The sequence below is a fragment of the Mycolicibacter acidiphilus genome (genome assembly GCF_018455725.1).
Classification (GTDB): Bacteria; Actinomycetota; Actinomycetes; order Mycobacteriales; family Mycobacteriaceae; genus Mycobacterium; species Mycobacterium acidiphilum.
Map to the genome: position 1 here is coordinate 1 of NZ_JAHCLR010000047.1, position 16,751 is coordinate 16,751.

Below are 16,751 nucleotides of genomic sequence, written 5' to 3' on the forward strand. Positions count from 1 at the left end.
GGGCACCGTCGCCGACACGCTCGCCGAATTCGGCATCGACGGCCCCTCGGTCTGCCTGGAGATCACCGAACGCGCGATGGTGGCCGACACCGCGACCACCCAGACCACGATCGCCGAGTTGAAGAAGGTCGGCGTCACGATCGCGCTCGACGACTTCGGCACCGGCTACGCCATCCTGTCGCACCTGAAGTCGCTGCCGATCGACGTGCTCAAGATCGACGGATCGTTCGTCAAGGATCTCGGCACCGACCCCGGCGACCTGGCGATCGTCCGGGCCATCATCGGCCTCGCGGAGGCGTTCGACCTGCAGGTGGTCGCCGAAGGAGTGGAGGACGCCGGCGCGGCGGCGACGCTGCTGCGGTACGGCTGCCACCGCGCGCAGGGCTTCCTGCTGTCCCGGCCGATCGACGCCGACGCGATGGAGCGGTTGCTGTCGACGGGCTGGGTGCCGCTGCCCTGCCCCGACGTCGACTGCCTGCTCGACGTGCCGGCGCCCATGTCGCACCGGCCGTGACACCCGGCACGGTTCACTTTTGCGTCTGCCCGCCCGACACGACAAGCTAGTGCGGTGCACGTCGAGCCGCTTCCAGAGCTGGGCCCCGCACCGCAGGTGCTGCGGGCGATCGGCGCCGCGACGGCCCGGCTGAGCCTGCCGCCGCCGGCGGCGCTGACCGGCGACTGGTTCGGGTCTCGGGCGGTGATCGCACCGAGTGTGGCCGTCGCACCCGTCGAGCCCGCCGCAGTGTTCGACGTGCCGTTCGACGGGACGCCGGAACCCGCGTCAGGTGCGGTGGGCGGCGGCTGGATCGGCTACCTCGCCTACCCCGACCCCGGCGCCGACGGACGCCCCGACCGGATCCCGCCCGCCGCCGGCGGCTGGACCGACTGCGTGCTGCGCTGCGACGACGACGGCCGGTGGTGGTACGAAAGCCTCGCCGGGACGCCCATGCCGGGCTGGCTGGCCGACGCGGTGAACACCCCCGCGCCGGCGCGCAGTTGCCGGATCTACTGGGACACCCCGGACCGGCAGGCACACCGCGCCGGCGTGCTGGCCTGCCTGGAGGCGATCCGGGCCGGGGAGGTCTATCAGGCGTGCGTGTGCACGCAGTTCACCGGCACGGTCACCGGCGCCCCGCTGGATTTCTTCGCCGACGCCGTCACCCGCACCAACCCGGCGATGGCCGCCTACCTGGCCGGGGACTGGGGTGCGGTGGCCTCGCTGTCGCCGGAGCTGTTCCTGGCCCGGCACGGCGACGTCGTCATCTCCAGCCCGATCAAGGGAACCCTGCCGCTGGACGCGCGCCCGTCGGCGCTGCGGGCATCGGTGAAGGACGTCGCGGAGAACATCATGATCGTGGACCTGGTCCGCAACGACCTGAGCCGGGTGGCGGTCACCGGCAGCGTCACCGTGCCGGAGCTGCTGGCGATCCGTCCGGCGCCCGGCGTCTGGCATCTGGTGTCGACGGTGGCCGCCCGGGTCCCGACCGCGCTGCCGACGTCGGCGCTGCTGGACGCGACGTTCCCGCCCGCCTCGGTGACCGGGACGCCCAAGCACCGCGCCCGTCAGCTGATCTCGCAGTGGGAGCCGGAGCGTCGCGGAATCTACTGCGGCGCCGTGGGTTTCGCCTCACCAGTGGCCGGCGCCGAGCTCAACGTCGCGATCCGCACCGTGGAGTTCGACGCGGCCGGCGGTGCCACGCTCGGGGTCGGCGGCGGGATCACCGCCGACTCCGACGTCGACGCCGAGTGGCAGGAATGCCTGCACAAGGCCGCGCCGATCGTCGGCGTGGATCAGTCTCGGGAACGCAGCACCGCGTCGTAGAGTTCGCGGCGCGACACCGCGCCCGGCGCGTGCTCCAGCGCCAGCGCGCAGGCATCCTTCAGCCGCATCCCGTCGGCCGCCAGCCGGTTGGCCTCCTCGACCAGCGCCGCCAGGTCGGCCCGCGGCGTCGCGCCGGCCAGCACCACGGTGATCTCCCCCAGCACCCCGTCGGCGGCCCAGGCGGCCAGCTCGGCCAGCGTGCCGCGCCGCACCTCCTCGTGGGTCTTGGTCAGCTCCCGGCAGACCACCGCCCGCCGGTCGCCGCCGAGCTCGTCGACGGCGTCGGCCAGGCAGTCGGCCAGCCGCCGCGGCGACTCGAAGAACACGGCTGTGCGCCGCTCGTCGGCCAGCGCCGCCAGCCAGCCCCGCCGCGCCGCGGACTTGCGCGGGGCGAACCCCTCGAAGCAGAACCGTTCCGCGGCCAGCCCGGAGACCGCCAGCGCGGTCGTCACCGCCGACGGCCCGGGCAGGCAGCTGACCGGCACCTCCGCCGTCGCGCACGCCACCACCAGGCGATACCCCGGGTCGCTGACCAGCGGCATCCCGGCGTCGCTGACCACCAGCACGGTGGCGCCGGTCTCGATCTCGGCGAGCAGCGCCGGCACCCGGGCGGCCTCGTTAGCGTCGAACAGGCTGACCACCTTCCCGGTGATCGCCACGTCCAGCGACTTGGCCAGGGTGCGCACCCGCCGGGTGTCCTCGGCGGCCACCACGTCGGCGGTACCCAGCGCTTCGATCAGCCGCGCCGAGGCGTCACCGGGCTGCCCCAGCGGCGTGGCAGCCAGCAACAGTCGTCCACCGGTCATGGCGCACAGCCTACGATCGTGCAGATGAGCGCTCCGACCGCTACTACATCCGCGGCCGTGCCGGAGCGCACCGCACCGATGATCAGCCCCGGGCTGCTGGTGCCGGTCGCCGATTTCGGGCCGGTCGACCGGGCTCGCGGCTGGGCGGTGACCGGGGCCGTCACGGCGCTGGCCGCAGTGACGCGGTTCCTGAACCTGCAGTCACCGACCGACGCCGGCACCCCGATCTTCGACGAGAAGCACTACGCCCCGCAGGCCTGGCAGATGCTGCACAACCACGGCGTCGAGGACAACCCCGGCTATGGACTGGTCGTGCATCCCCCGGTGGGCAAGCAGCTGATCGCCATCGGTGAGGCGCTGTTCGGCTACAACGGGGTGGGCTGGCGGTTCAGCAGCGCCCTGCTCGGGGTGCTGCTGGTGGCGCTGGTGGTGCGGATCGTCCGCCGGATGACCCGCTCGACACTGACCGGCGGGATCGCCGGGCTGCTGCTGGTGGCCGACGGGGTCAGCTTCGTCGCGGCACGCACCGCCCTGCTCGACGAGTTCCTGGCGTTCTTCGTGGTGGCGGCGTTCGGGGCGCTGATCGTCGACCGCGATCAGGTGCGAGAACGCATGCACACCGCGCTGATCGAGGGCCGCTCCACCGCGACGCCGTGGGGTCCGCGGCTCGGGGTGCGGTGGTGGCGGTTCGGGGCCGGGGTACTGCTGGGCCTGGCGTTCGCCACCAAGTGGTCGGGGCTGTACTTCATCGTGTTCTTCGGTGCGCTGTCGCTGGTATTCGACGTGGCCGCCCGCCGGCAGTACCGGGTGCGGCGGCCCTGGCTGGGGACCCTGCGCCGCGACGTGGTCCCCACCGGTTACGCGATCGCACTGATCCCGTTCGCCGTGTACCTGGCGTCGTATGCGCCGTGGTTCGCCTCCGAGACCGGCGTCGACCGTCACGAGGCCGGCCAGTCGATCGGCGAGACCAGCCGCTTCCCGGTGCCGGACGCACTGCGCTCGCTGTGGCATTACACCTACCAGGCGTATCACTTCCACGCCGGGCTGACCAACGCCGCCGGCAACCATCACCCGTGGGAGTCCAAGCCGTGGGCCTGGCCGATGTCGCTGCGGCCGGTGCTCTACGCCATCGACCAGCACGACGTCCCCGGCTGCGGTGCCCAGTCCTGCGTGAAGGCGGTGCTGCTGGTCGGCACGCCGGCGCTGTGGTGGCTGGCGGTGCCGGTGCTGGGCTACGCGGCGTGGCGGACGTTCGTGCGCCACGACTGGCGCTATGCCGCGGCCCTGGTCGGCTACTGCGCCGGTTGGTTGCCGTGGTTCGCCGACATCGGCCGGCAGATGTACTTCTTCTACGCGGTGCCGATGGCACCGTTCCTGGCGATGCTGATCGCGCTGGTCCTCGGCGACATCGTGTACCGGAATCAGCCGCAGGGCGAGGAGCGGCACACGGTCGGGCTGATCGCGGTGAGCTGCTACGTCGCGGCGGCGCTGACCAACTTCGCCTGGCTGTACCCGGTGCTCACCGGCCTGCCGATCTCGCAGTACACCTGGCACCTGGAGATCTGGCTGCCCAGCTGGCAGTGACCTATCGTCAGCGCAATATCAACACCGAAATCGAACGAATGTGCGATACGCTGGGCGTGTGACGCAGGCGGTGCAGGGCTCGCTCTTCGACCACAGTGAACGGCGGTGGCTGGCTGACGGCGCATGGATCGACGTGCGATCCGCGTGGCTGACCGACGACTCGGACGGCCTGCTCGACGACCTGCGGGCGGCGGTGCCGTGGCGGGCGGAACGCCGCCAGATGTATGACCGGGTGCTCGACGTGCCCCGGCTGGTGAGCTTCCACGACCTTGCCGACGGCAACAACCCGGTCCCACACCCGATGATCGCCCGGATGCGCCGGCGCCTCAACGACATCTACGCCGGTGAGCTCGGCGAACCGTTCACCACGGTGGGGATGTGCCTGTACCGGGACGGCACCGACAGCGTGGCGTGGCACGGCGACACCCTGGGCCGCGGCGCCACCGACGACACGATGGTCGCGATCGTCAGCGTCGGCGCCACCCGCACCCTGGCGCTGCGGCCGCGCGGCGGCGGGCAGTCGCTGCGGCTGCCCCAGCATCACGGCGATCTGCTGGTGATGGGCGGGTCATGTCAGCGCACCTGGGAGCACGCCATCCCGAAGACCGCGACCCCGACCGGGCCGCGGATCAGCGTCCAGTTCCGGCCGCGCGGAGTGCGCTAGCCGCTAGCTGCGGACCGCGGCGACGGCGGACACCAGCAGTTCGCGCGCGCGTTCGGTGTCGACCGGGACGACGGGCTTGTCCTTCTGCACCAGCGGGTTCGCGGTGACCAGCACCTGGTACGGACCGAAGTAGGCGGTGTAGTTGTAGAGCTCGCCGATGCGGGTCTTGCCGCCGGCGACCGCCTCGATGACCCGGTGCACGCCGATCGTGCGGACCCCGTCGATGCGCGGCGCCTCCACCACCTCGACCATCCCGCGCATCCGGCCGCTGGCGAACCCGACCTTGTGGCAGGACTTGCCGGGCTCGCTGAACGGCACCGGCTCGGAGGTCTCCAGTGCGATCGTGATGAAGCGGTTGCCGTTGCCCTCGGCGGCGACGGCCGCCATGTTGCCCTGCACGCCCTGCGGGAGCTGCTGGCTGACCGCGAACCGCGAGCAGTCCGCCGGGTCGAAGGTCAGCCCCGGCGGCAGCGCGGTGCCGGCCAGCAGCTTGGGGTCGATCCCGGTGCGGGCGATGTCGCGCACCTGGAAATCCGGGCCGAAGGAGGACTTGACGTCGACGACCTTGTTGATGTCGGCCGTGACCTCCGGGTGGCTGGAACTGCATGCCGCGAGCAAGCAGATGCATCCGAGTACCAGCACCGCGCGAAGGTTCAGCATCGGGTCAATCTACCCAATGGGTCAACGCACCCGCCGAGGCCCGGGCCCGCTCTCCGGGCGCACCTCAGCCGACGGCCTGAATCGCCTGCCGCCCAACCTCTTTGAGCTGATCAGCGAGGTCGCGACCGAACGGCAGCTGGTCGTCGTCGGGCACGTCGAGCACGGTGATCACGATGCCGGGGTCGTCGCGCTCCCAGTACGCGCCGAAGTGGTCGAGGATGGCGCGCATCGGCGCGTTCTCCGAAAGCACCCGGGCGGTGAATTTCTCGATGCCCTGCAGCCTGGCGACGACGGCCAGCGCCCCCATCAGCAGCGTGCCGATACCGCGGCCCTGATAACTGTCACCGACGATGAACGCGATCTCGGCGGCCGTCGCATGCCGGGAATCGCGGACGAACCGCGCATCGGCGACGAAAGCACCGTCGGGTTCGGTGACCACCCAGACGAAATGGTTGACGTAGTCGACCTCGAACAGATAGTGCATCAGCGCCGGACTCGGGGTGCGCGCGGACATGAACCGGCGGTACAGCGTCTCGGCCGAGAAGTCGGTGCGGCCCTGCAGGGTGCGGGCACTGTCACCGGGCAGCACCGGCCGCAGCAGCAGAGCAGTCCCGTCCCGCGCCGTGACCGGCACCGCGGTCAGATAGGCGGCCAGGCGCTGCCGAGCGGTGCGCACCAGTCGGTCCATCACCTGCGGGATCTGCACCATCCGGGCGAACGCCCGCTCGTCACCGGCCCATCCGGTCAGCGCGGTCGTGGCGGTGACGGTCGCGGTCCGGCGACCCTTGCGCAGCAGAGCGATCTCACCGACGACCATGCCGGCGGTCACCTCGTTGACGATCACGGCGCCGTCGTCACCGGTGTGCCGGACCGCGGCGTCCCCCGACGAGATCAGCAGGAACGACAGCGCACGCTCCCCCTGGGTCATCAGCACGTCGCCGGCCGCGGCCTGCAGCGGCTGGAGTGCCGTCGCCAACTGTGCGACGTCGGAGGCGGGGCAACCGGCGAAGATGTCCATCGCCGCCAGTTCGCTCGCGGACGCCGTCAGTTCGGTCATCGGCAGGTCCCGCATCCGCTGCACACCGTCATTCGCCCGCACCACCCTTGCTCTCGTGTCAGGCTAATAGCTGGTCACGCCTCGGCGATGATTTAACCGTTACTTAACCGTAAGGATTCGGCGTTCGCGATCTGTCCCGTTAGCCTGACCCCGCTGACAGCCAAACGCGAGGAAAGAGTTCACATCCATGACCGAGCTGAACAAGCAGCTGCATTACATCTACGACGAGGTGCTGCGCCGTAACCCCGGCGAGGCCGAGTTCCACCAGGCCGTCCTGGAGGTCCTGAGCAGCCTGGGGCCGGTCGTCGCCAAGCACCCGCAGTACACCTCCGTCATCCAGCGGATGTGTGAGCCGGAGCGTCAGATCATCTTCCGGGTGCCGTGGGTCGACGACGCCGGCAACGTGCAGATCAACCGTGGTTTCCGGGTGGAGTTCAACTCCGCGCTGGGGCCGTTCAAGGGCGGGCTGCGGTTCCACCCGTCGGTGTACATCGGCATCATCAAGTTCCTCGGCTTCGAGCAGATCTTCAAGAACTCGCTGACCGGGCTGCCGATCGGCGGCGGCAAGGGCGGGTCGGACTTCGACCCCAAGGGTCGTTCCGACGGCGAGATCATGCGGTTCTGCCAGTCGTTCATGACCGAGCTGTACCGCCACCTCGGTGAGTACACCGACGTGCCGGCCGGTGACATCGGCGTCGGCGGACGTGAGATCGGTTACCTCTTCGGCCAGTACAAGCGGATCACCAACCGCTACGAGTCCGGCGTGCTCACCGGCAAGGGCCTGTCCTGGGGCGGCTCGCAGGTGCGCACCGAGGCCACCGGTTACGGCGCGGTGTTCTTCGCCGACGAGATCCTCAAGACCTCCGGCGACAGCTTCGAAGGCAAGCGGGCCGTGGTGTCGGGTTCCGGCAACGTCGCGATCTACGCCATCGAGAAGATCCACCAGCTCGGCGGCACCGTGGTGGCCTGCTCCGACTCCAGCGGCTACGTCGTGGACGAGAAGGGCATCGACCTCGACCTGATCAAGGAGATCAAGGAGGTCAAGCGCGAGCGCATCGAGGCCTACGCCACCGCCCGCGGCGGCGACACCAAGTTCGTTTCCGGCCGGCTGACCTGGGACGTGCCGTGTGACGTCGCGGTGCCCAGCGCCACCCAGAACGAGCTGACCGGCGAGGACGCCGCGCGGCTGGTCAAGGCCGGCGGCAAGATCGTCGCCGAGGGCGCCAACATGCCGTGCACCCCGGACGCGGTGAAGGTGTTCGCCGAGGCGGGCGTGAAGTTCGCGCCGGGCAAGGCCGCCAACGCCGGCGGTGTGGCTACCAGCGCGCTGGAAATGCAGCAGAACGCGTCGCGTGACTCGTGGAGCTTCGAGTACACCGAGCAGCGGCTGGCGACGATCATGCGCGGCATCCACGACCGCTGCCTGGCCACCGCCGACGAGTACGGCGCCCCCGGCAACTACGTGGTCGGCGCCAACATCGCCGGCTTCATCCAGGTCGCGGACGCCATGCTCGCGATGGGCGTCATCTAGCAAGTCCGTTGACTCTGCGTCCACGGTGCGGTGCTCTCGCACCTTCGCACCGTGGACGCAGAGTCAATCCGGTGGCCATTGCGTAGCATCGCCGCTATGAGTTGGATTCCGCGCGGGGTCGCACTGGCCGGCCTCGGCGTTGTCACGCTGCTGGGCAGCGCGACCGCCCACGCCGACGACGCCAGTTACCTCGCCGCGCTCGACGCGCAGGGGGTGTTCCGCTCCGGTCCGCCGAACGCCCGGCTGTCGGCGGGGCACCGGTTCTGCAACGAACTGCGCAGCGGCGCCACCCCCGACCAGGTCGCGAACGCGTACGTCCGCCGGCCGTCGTTCGGCGGCCCGTCGATGGTCGACGATCTGACCGTCAACCTCCGCCAGGTGATCGACATCGCGCAGCACGAGATCTGCCCGGAGACCCTGGGCTGATCCCGGTCGTCCCAACGGTCCGCTAGAGATCGTTGCCCGCGTAGGACAGATTGAAGCTCTTATTGGTCAGCGGGAAGTCCGGGACGATCGTGTCGGTCATCGCGACCGGCAGGGCCGGCCAGTTGAACCACGACGGGTCGACGATCTTCGCTCGGGCGATGACCCCGGCGGGGTCGATCTCGACGCGGTGGACGATACTGCCGCGCCAGCCCTCCACGATGCCGATTCCACTGCATGCGTGTCCCGTCGCCGGCAACGGGACACGAAACTCGAGCGGCCCGTGATGACCTTCGATGAGGTGGCAGGCCAACTCGATCGACGCGGCGAACTCGTCGCGGCGGACGCCGTAGCGGGCAAGGACGTCACCGGAGGAGGCCCGCACCTCGGTGACCGGCAGTGCAACGGTCGGGTGGTCCAGCCGGGCATCACTGCTCGCACCGCTGGCCCGCGCCACATATCCCAGGCAGCCCAGGGCACGGGCATCGTCGCCCGCCAGGACCGAGGTCTGGGCGAACCGCTCGTAGACCACCGAATTCCGCAACGTGAGCTCGGCGATCTCGGCAACCTCGGCGGCCAGCTGACGTAGCTCCTGCGGATCAGGAAGTTCACGCAGCGCCACCGCGCCGGGCTGAATCGCGGTGCGCAGCAGCCGATGTCCGGTGAGCCGACCATTGAGTCGCAGCAACTGCTCGCGGATACGCTGGGCATGGATGTTAGCCAGTCCGAAGCCCACATCGTTGGCGAGTGCGCCGAGATCGGCAACGTGATTGTGCAAGCGTTCCAGTTCCAGCAGCAGCGCCCGCAGCCGGTGCACCGGCTCGGGCAGTTCAATACCCAGCGCGTCCTCGACGGCGAGACTGTGCGCCAGGGCATGACCCGCCGACGTGTCGCCACTGATCCGTTCGGCTACCTCCACGGCAGCGCCGGCGGATCGCCCCTGGAAAATCCGTTCGATGCCGCGGTGCACGAACCACAGCCGGATCTTGAGGCGTAGCACGGATTCTCCGACAGCGGAGAATCGGAAGTGCCCGGGTTCGATCAGGCCGGCGTGGATCGGCCCGACCGGGATCTCATAGACCCCCGGGTCATCCACGGTGAGGAACGGGAACCGGTCGCGTGCGGTGAACTCCGGTGGTGGGCCGGCGTCACGCCGCATCGGGTACCAGTCCTCGGGCCAGTGTGCGTGGCGCACCAGTCGATACGGTCGCGGGTGCCCGACCGCGGTGATCCCGAAGAGATCAGCCATCTCCCGCTCGAAGCGGCCCGCCGGAAACGACAGGTACGCCAGCGACGGGATCGTCGGATCGGTTGCCGGCACCGGCAGCACCAGTTCGATCCGGCGATCAGGCCGGCCCGCCAGGAAGAGGTAGACGACCCGGAATCGCTCGCCGTCGTCGTGGGCGGCGATCAACGCGATCCGGAAGCCGGCACCGAGCAGTTGCTCAGCCGTATCGGCGAGGGCGGATGCGGTGATCGTCCGGCGGTCGGTTTCCATGCCCGTCACCGCACACCGAACATGTCGCCGACGGTCTCGAAGAGCCCGGCGAGCGGCCCTATCGTCACACCGAGCAGGATGCAGATCACCACACCGCCGACCAGCGGGACTGCCACGGTTGCCGGGACCGGTATCGCGACAGCATCCGCTTCCGGTCGACCGAGCAGGATGCGACCGGAGTTCGTCACCAGGGCTGCGAACGCCACCACGATGAGCGGCAGCGCGATCGCCAGCGCCCAGGCCAGCCGTGCATCGGCCAGTGACCGCGCGATCGCCAGTTCGCTGGCGAACATCGCGAACGGCGGCAGCCCGAGCAGGACGACGATCCCCACCGCGAAACTGGATCCGACCAACCGGGAACGGCCCAGCACCGCAGTGATCTCCGCGATCGCCGTCGACCCGTGGGCGGCCTGCAGCTGTCCGCCGGACAGGAACAGCACCGTCTTGCCGACGCCGTGCGCCAAGATGTGCAGCAGCAACGCCGCGATCGCCAGCCGGGTTCCGGCAGCGGCAGCGATCGCGATCAGGCCCATGTTCTCCATTGATGAGTATGCGAGCATGCGCTTGAGGTCCCCGGTGACCGTCAGCAGCAGGGCCGCGATGAGTACGGTCACCAGACCGGCCGCGAGCAGTGCGGCGCGCAGGAATTCCGGGCCGACTGCGGCATCGATGATCGGTCGGATGCGAATCACCACCGAGAACGCCACCGACAGCAGCACGCCGCTCATCAACGCGGAGATCGGAGCCGGCGCCTGGCTGTGCGCGTCTGCCAGCCACGTGTGAAACGGCACCAACCCGACTTTCGCGCCGTAGCCGATAAGCAGCAGCGCACCGGCCAGCCGGACCACCTGCGGGTCGAATGCGGCGGCGTGCGCAGTCAGCACGTCCAGATGCAGCAGGTCGCGTCCGCCTGTTACGGCGTGCTGGGCGGCGAAATAAAGGAGCACGGTGCCGAGGAAGGCGATGGCGATCCCCACCGAGCAGATCACGACGTACTTCCAGGTGGCCTCCAGCGCGGTTCGGGTGCGGCGATGGCCGACGAGGAAGGCGGTGATCACCGTGGTCGCCTCGATCGCAACCCAGATCACGCCGATGTCGTTGGCGCACACCGCAAGCGCCATCGCGGCCAGGAAGGCCGGCGTCAGGGTGCCGTAGAGCCTGGCGCCGCTCCGGTCGGTGTGCCCGTGCCGCAGTTCGGTATCGATGTAGCCGATGCTCGCCCAGGTGGCCAATGTCGCGACGATGCCTATGACGATCAGCAGGACCGCCACGAGAGCGTCCGCATGCAGGACACCGCCCAGGGCCAGGTGTCGGCCGTCGGCGCACCGATACCCCAGGCCGATTCCGCATCCCAGCAGCGTGACGGCCGACAGCACCGTCGCGGTGGCGGTCCAGGCCCGCCACCCACCGACGGCAGCACAGGCCGCCGCGGTCGTCGGCGCGAGGATCGCCACCAGGATCAGTGCTGTCATTCAGTCTCGTAGCTCCTGCAGTTGGTCGAGGTCCGCGCCGCCGAACATCCGACGGAGCCGGCCGGTGAGCACGCCCAGGACGATCAGCGCGAACAGCACGTCCAGCGAGACCCCGAGTTCGACGACCGGCGGCACGCCGGCTGTCAGGAGGAACGCGACCGCGGTGATGCCGTTGTCGAGCATCAGGAAGCCGGCCGCCTGCGAGATCGCATGCCGGCGGGTCGCCATCACGAACATTGCGATCAGGATTGCCGCCAGGGCGGCGGGCGCAGCGGCAGACGCCGGGGTCGGCTGCAGCGCGGTGACCGGTTGCGCCACTGCGAACGCCGCCACCACCAGTGTGGTGGCGATCAGCAGCGACGCGGTCGTGTTGACCAGTGGTGTCGCTTCACGCTGGTCCTGCCGTTCCGCACCGACCGCCCGCGCCAGCAGCCAGGGCAGCAGTACGGCCCGCACGACGAGCACCGTGAGCCCGATCCAGATCAGCTCAGCGTCGCCCTCCCGCCAGCCGCCGAGCACGGGGATCGCTGCCAGCGCGACGCCCTGCATTCTCAGCAACCGCACGATTGATGGCAGATCCCGGCGCCAGACGATCAGCACCGCGGTCAGCAGAACCCCGCCGGCCGCCAGATCGAGCAGCGTCACATAGTCGGCCATCGGATCACGCCTGCCCGGAGAAGAAGTTCGCGGCGGTGACCGCCAACAGCGCCAGCAGAAACGAACCGGCGAGCAGTTCGGGTACGCGGAACAGTCGCAGCTTGGCCAGGAACACCTCGGCGAACGCAAGGGCCGCAGCCAGCGCCGCCACTTTCGCAGCGATCGTGACGAGACCGATCAGCACCGCCGCCAGGGTGGGCTGCGCGCCGGCGACTCCCCACGGAACGAAGAGATTCGCCAGCAACGCCAACAGCACCGTGAGCCGCATGGCAGCCGCCCACTCGATGAGAGCCAGCCTCGGACCGGCGTATTCCAGCACCATGGCCTCGTGCACCATGGTCAGCTCGAGGTGGGTGGATGGGTTGTCCACCGGCAACCGCCCGGTTTCAGCAACGACCACGATCGCCAGCGCGACGAATGCGAGCACTCCGGCCAGGGACATCACCTGGCCGGGGTTCTCCAGTGAATTCGCCACAATCGCACCGAGATTCGCCGAACCTGCTGGAATCGACAGGGCGAACACCGCGAGCAGGATGGTCGGTTCCACCAGCGCGGCGATCGTCATCTCCCGGCTGGCTCCCATCCCGCCGAACGCCGTGCCGGTGTCAAGTCCGGCCAGCGCGAGCGCGACCGTCCCCAGGAACAGCAGGCCTACGACGGCGATGAGGTCGGCAACCGGGTCCAACGGTGAACCGGTTGCGACAAGTGGTGCGACGGCGCCGATCAGCAGCGTGCTCGCGGCCAGCAGCACCGGTGCGCCGCGGAATACCCAGCTGGTGCCGACCGGGGTGATGGACTGTTTGCCCAGTTGCTTGCGCAGATCTCGCCAGGGTTGCAGCACGCCGCCCCCCACTCGGCCCTCCAACCGGGCTCTGATCTGACGCATCCGCCCGAGCACCAGCGGCGCACCGGCAGCGACCGCGAACAGTTGCGTCGCACCCGCGAGATATGACAGTGCGTTCATCGCGCAGCCACCAGCAACACGATCAAAACCCCGACGGCACCGTAGGTCAGATAGAGATGCACGCTTCCGTTGTGTGCGGCGCGAATCAGTCGCGCCGACTCCGCGACCACGCGCAGCACCGGACGGTGCAGGCGATCTTCGACGACATCGGTTGCGGTCACCCGGTATTCGATCCGCTCGACCAGGTACCGGGAATCCGCTACGTGGGTCACTGCGACATCGGTGTCGGGACGCAGCACGTCGTGGAAGACCCGCTGCAGCGGCTGCGCGAACGACGTCGCGGTGTACTGCATGCGGGAACTGAGGTCGTCCGCGCCGCACGCCCACAGCGGCAGCGTCACGGGTTCGGGCCGTCGACTTGAGCGCCACCGCGCGACGATCAGGACCGCGACGGCAGCACCCCCCAGTGCGGCGGCGAGCAGCCCCGGCCCCATCGAACCGGCCACCCCGGGCAGTCTCAACAGCAGTCCGAGGTCGGTCCGGTCGAGCGCCCCAACGCTCGGCAGCACATCGAAGACGCGGCCGATCGGAGCGGCTACCGCACCGGGGGCGACCGCCAACACGGTGCATCCGGTTGCGGCTACCGCCATCGCGGTGACCATGGTGGCCGGCGCCTCTTCAGCGTGGGCTGCCGCATCAGAGCGCGGCCGCGCCAGGAATCCGATACCGAACGCCTTCGCCATCGTCGCCACACCGAGTCCGGCGGTGAGTGCGACCGCCGCGACCGTCAGGGGTGTCGCCAGTGCGACCACCGCATCGCGGTTGGTTCCGGTGTGAATCAGTGACTGCACGAGCAGCCACTCGCTGACGAATCCTGCCCCCAGCGGCAGCCCTGCGGCACCGAGCGCCGAGACACCGAAAAGCGCCGTTGTCAGGGGCATCCGGCGGACCAGGCCACCGAGTCGGTTCAGGTCTCGCAGGCCGGTCGCGGCGAGCACCGATCCCGACGCCAGGAACCCGAGACTCTTGAATGCGGCGTGAGCGATCAGGTGCAGCAGCGCGGCGGTCATGGCGATCGCCGCGGCCGAAGCAACCCCGGAAGCCGACATCAGCGTCGCAACGCCGACGGCGAGCACGATCAGCCCCATGTTCTCGGTGGTCGAATACGCCAGCAGCCGTTTGAGATCGGTGGCGACGGATGCCTGCAGCACGCCGTAGATCGCCGACGCCCCGCCCACCACCATCAGCAGCATTCCCCACCAGCGGGGTGCGGGGCCGAGCAGTTGCAGATCGACGCGGAGGATGCCGTACACGCCGAGGTTGACCATCGCGGCGCTCATCAACGCCGACACCGCGCTGGGTGCTTCCGGGTGCGCCCGCGGCAGCCATGCATGCAGCGGTAGCAGCCCGGCCTTGGAGCCGAATCCGGCGAACGTCAGCAGAAACACCACGGTTCGTGCCGGTTCGGGAATCGAACCGATCTCCGTGAAGACGTCGGTGTGCGCGGCGGCGGCGAGCACCATCATGCCCAGCAGCAGCGCGACGAACCCCGACTGGGTCATCACCGCGTAAACGACTGCGGCGGAGCGAACCTGGTCACGTCGGTGGTCGATCAGCAGTAGCACCAGTGATGCGATCGCCATCAGTTCCCAGCCGTACAGGAAGGTGGTCACCGAACCCGCCGCAGTGACCAGCAGCAAAGCGGCGGCGAACGCCGGCAGCACAATCAGTGCGGTGCGTGCGAGGCGTTCCCGGTGTGCGTAGCCGATCCAGTACACCCCGACGACCGCGACGACCGCACCAGTGATCGCCATGAAGAATCCACCCAGTGCATCGACGCGCAGACACACGCCCGCCAGCGGGAGAAGCCAGGGAATCCGAGCGGCCGGCAACTCGCCGAACATTCCCGCGATCCCGAATCCCACACCGGCAGCACCGATTACACTGGCAACTGCGCCGCTCACCGTCGGCCCGATACCGAAGGTGGGCGGCGCGTCGGTCGCATCGCCCGGGCCGGCCGTTCTCACTTACCCGTCACCGATCGTAGGGCGGCGACGATCTGGTCAGGGGTCGGCGGACAGCCGGGGATTTCCACGTCGACGTCGACGATGGCACTGACCGGCCCGACCACGCCGTACGCGCCGGCAAACACGCCACAGTTGATCGCGCAGTCGCCGCAGGCGATCACCAGGCGCGGTTTCGGGGTTGCCGCGACCGCGTTTCGTAACGGCTCCACCATGTTTCGGGTAACCGCACCCGTGATCAGCAGGGCGTCGGCATGCCGTGGCGAGGCTACGAGGCGCGCACCGAACCGCTCCGCGTCATAGACCGGCCCGAACGCCGCCGCGATCTCGATTTCACAGCCGTTGCAGGAGCCGGCATCGATATGACGCACCTGCAGTGAGCCGCGCACCCCGGCAGGCGGGGCGACTGTCTCGGCCGGCCGGGTGTCCGCCGGTTCCGCGATGCGGCCGGTGCGGACGATCCTGCCGAGCCAGCTCATTGCGCTGCGCGCAGGTCGTCGAGGATCGCGGCCTGGTCGGTGAGCAGCCCGGTGAGCACCTTGCGCGCGACCGCCAGCAGGTCGGCGATCGCCGGTGAGGCAATGGAATAGACGACACTGCTGCCGTCCTTGGATGAGATCACCACCCCGGCCCGACGCAGCACCGCCAGCTGCTGGGACAGGTTCGACGGCTCCAGCCCCACTTCGGACAGCAGCTCGCCCACCGTGCGATCGCGTTCGACCAGCAGCTCGAGCACTCTGATCCGGGCCGGATGGCCGAGTGTCTTGAAGAACTCGGCCTTGAGCTTGTACAGCGGCTCCGACACGTCGATCACGCTAGCAATCGGATCCGCAGGACCGGCATTCCCTCACCCACCGTGTTCCGCCGTGTCCGGGGTTACCCGAGCCGCTGCTTGAGGGCGTCGAACTCGTCGCGCAAGCCGGTGGGCAGCTTGTCCCCGATGAAGTCGAACCACTGCTCGATCAGCGGCAACTCAGCACGCCACTCCTCGGCGTCGACCTTCAGCGCGGTGTCCACATCGGCGGGGTCCACGTCCAGCCCGGTCAGCTCCAGATCGCTGGCGTGCGGCACGGTGCCGATCGCGGTCTCCTGCCCGGCGCCGACACCCTCAACCCGGTCGATGACCCACTTGAGCACCCGGGAGTTCTCCCCGAAGCCCGGCCACAGGAACTTGCCGCCCTCACCGCGACGGAACCAGTTGACGAAGAACACCTTCGGCAGCTTCGACGCATCAGCGTTCTTGCCCAGGTCGATCCAGTGCGCCATGTAATCCCCGGCGTTGTAGCCGATGAACGGCAGCATCGCCATCGGATCCCGGCGCACCGCACCGACGGTGCCCTCGGCGGCAGCGGTCTGCTCGGAACCCATGGTGGCGCCGATGAACACGCCGTGCTGCCAGTCGCGGGCCTGGCTGACCAGCGGCACCGTCGTCTTGCGGCGGGCGCCGAACAGGATCGCCGAGATCGGCACGCCCGCCGGGTCATCCCACTCCGGGGCCAGGATCGGGCACTGCGACATCGGGGTGCAGTACCGCGAGTTCGGGTGCGCGGCAGGCGTTCCCGACTCGGGCGACCAGTCGTTGCCCTTCCAGTCGATCAGGTGCTCAGGCGTCTCCCCGTCGATGCCCTCCCACCAGATGTCGTTGTCGT

The 16,751-nt window shown here is 69.4% G+C and carries 17 protein-coding genes; 6 read left to right on the forward strand and 11 right to left on the reverse strand.

Going from position 1 to position 16,751, the window contains the following annotated elements:
- Positions 1-514: EAL domain-containing protein (locus KIH27_RS18220; protein WP_214094383.1), on the forward strand; the 514-nt coding region annotated here is incomplete at its 5' end.
- 54 nt (positions 515-568) lie between these two features.
- Positions 569-1,822: an aminodeoxychorismate synthase component I gene (locus KIH27_RS18225; protein ID WP_214094384.1), complete on the forward strand. Its 1,254-nt coding sequence runs from the start codon at positions 569-571 to the stop codon at positions 1,820-1,822.
- Here KIH27_RS18225 and rsmI read toward each other — a convergent pair.
- Positions 1,792-2,628 carry a 16S rRNA (cytidine(1402)-2'-O)-methyltransferase gene (gene rsmI, locus KIH27_RS18230; protein ID WP_214094385.1) on the reverse strand — a complete coding sequence of 279 codons (837 nt, stop codon included), beginning with the start codon at positions 2,626-2,628 and terminating at the stop codon, positions 1,792-1,794. The two genes, KIH27_RS18225 and rsmI, sit on opposite strands and share 31 nt — an antisense overlap.
- 24 nt (positions 2,629-2,652) lie before the next feature.
- Here rsmI and KIH27_RS18235 point away from each other — a divergent pair, with 24 nt between their 5' ends.
- Both KIH27_RS18235 and KIH27_RS18240 read left to right on the forward strand, forming a co-directional pair.
- Positions 2,653-4,212 (forward strand): dolichyl-phosphate-mannose--protein mannosyltransferase, encoded by a 1,560-nt coding sequence (locus KIH27_RS18235; protein ID WP_214094386.1) that lies wholly within the window; start codon positions 2,653-2,655, stop codon positions 4,210-4,212.
- Positions 4,213-4,270: 58 nt separating this feature from the next.
- Complete coding sequence (locus KIH27_RS18240; protein ID WP_214094387.1) at positions 4,271-4,876, forward strand: alpha-ketoglutarate-dependent dioxygenase AlkB; 606 nt, start codon at positions 4,271-4,273, stop codon at positions 4,874-4,876.
- A 3-nt stretch (positions 4,877-4,879) separates the two neighbouring features.
- Here KIH27_RS18240 and KIH27_RS18245 read toward each other — a convergent pair whose 3' ends face one another.
- The gene (locus KIH27_RS18245; protein WP_214094388.1) at positions 4,880-5,536 is read right to left on the reverse strand and encodes a DUF5642 family protein; all 657 of its coding nucleotides are present in this window, start codon (positions 5,534-5,536) and stop codon (positions 4,880-4,882) included.
- Positions 5,537-5,600: 64 nt separating this feature from the next.
- Positions 5,601-6,593 (reverse strand): acetyltransferase Pat, encoded by a 993-nt coding sequence (gene pat / locus KIH27_RS18250; protein ID WP_214094397.1) that lies wholly within the window; start codon positions 6,591-6,593, stop codon positions 5,601-5,603.
- Between the two features lie 187 nt (positions 6,594-6,780).
- Here pat and gdhA point away from each other — a divergent pair, with 187 nt between their 5' ends.
- Both gdhA and KIH27_RS18260 read left to right on the forward strand, forming a co-directional pair.
- A complete protein-coding gene (gene gdhA / locus KIH27_RS18255) occupies positions 6,781-8,124 on the forward strand; it encodes an NADP-specific glutamate dehydrogenase (RefSeq protein ID WP_214094389.1) in 1,344 nt (447 codons plus the stop codon).
- Positions 8,125-8,220: 96 nt separating this feature from the next.
- Entirely contained in the window at positions 8,221-8,550 is a 330-nt protein-coding gene (locus KIH27_RS18260; protein ID WP_214094390.1) for a DUF732 domain-containing protein, read from the forward strand.
- 22 nt (positions 8,551-8,572) lie between these two features.
- Here KIH27_RS18260 and KIH27_RS18265 read toward each other — a convergent pair whose 3' ends face one another.
- The 8 genes from KIH27_RS18265 to KIH27_RS18300 form a co-directional block, all read right to left on the reverse strand.
- Positions 8,573-10,045 carry a hydrogenase large subunit gene (locus tag KIH27_RS18265; protein WP_214094391.1) on the reverse strand — a complete coding sequence of 491 codons (1,473 nt, stop codon included), beginning with the start codon at positions 10,043-10,045 and terminating at the stop codon, positions 8,573-8,575.
- 5 nt (positions 10,046-10,050) lie between these two features.
- Complete coding sequence (locus tag KIH27_RS18270; RefSeq protein ID WP_214094392.1) at positions 10,051-11,517, reverse strand: proton-conducting transporter transmembrane domain-containing protein; 1,467 nt, start codon at positions 11,515-11,517, stop codon at positions 10,051-10,053.
- Entirely contained in the window at positions 11,518-12,174 is a 657-nt protein-coding gene (locus KIH27_RS18275) for a hypothetical protein (protein ID WP_214094393.1), read from the reverse strand. It abuts the gene before it with no gap.
- 4 nt (positions 12,175-12,178) lie between these two features.
- Positions 12,179-13,129, reverse strand: coding sequence for a respiratory chain complex I subunit 1 family protein (locus KIH27_RS18280; protein WP_214094398.1), 951 nt, complete (start codon positions 13,127-13,129; stop codon positions 12,179-12,181).
- A 5-nt stretch (positions 13,130-13,134) separates the two neighbouring features.
- The gene (locus tag KIH27_RS18285) at positions 13,135-15,003 is read right to left on the reverse strand and encodes a proton-conducting transporter transmembrane domain-containing protein (protein WP_372451418.1); all 1,869 of its coding nucleotides are present in this window, start codon (positions 15,001-15,003) and stop codon (positions 13,135-13,137) included.
- Positions 15,004-15,101: 98 nt separating this feature from the next.
- A complete protein-coding gene (locus KIH27_RS18290; protein ID WP_214094394.1) occupies positions 15,102-15,581 on the reverse strand; it encodes an NADH-quinone oxidoreductase subunit B family protein in 480 nt (159 codons plus the stop codon).
- Positions 15,578-15,907, reverse strand: a complete 330-nt coding sequence (locus KIH27_RS18295) for an ArsR/SmtB family transcription factor (protein WP_214094395.1) — start codon at positions 15,905-15,907, stop codon at positions 15,578-15,580. Before KIH27_RS18295 ends, KIH27_RS18290 begins: the two co-directional genes overlap by 4 nt.
- 71 nt (positions 15,908-15,978) lie before the next feature.
- A partial coding sequence (locus KIH27_RS18300; protein WP_214094396.1) for a phosphoenolpyruvate carboxykinase domain-containing protein occupies positions 15,979-16,751 on the reverse strand: 773 nt, incomplete at its 5' end.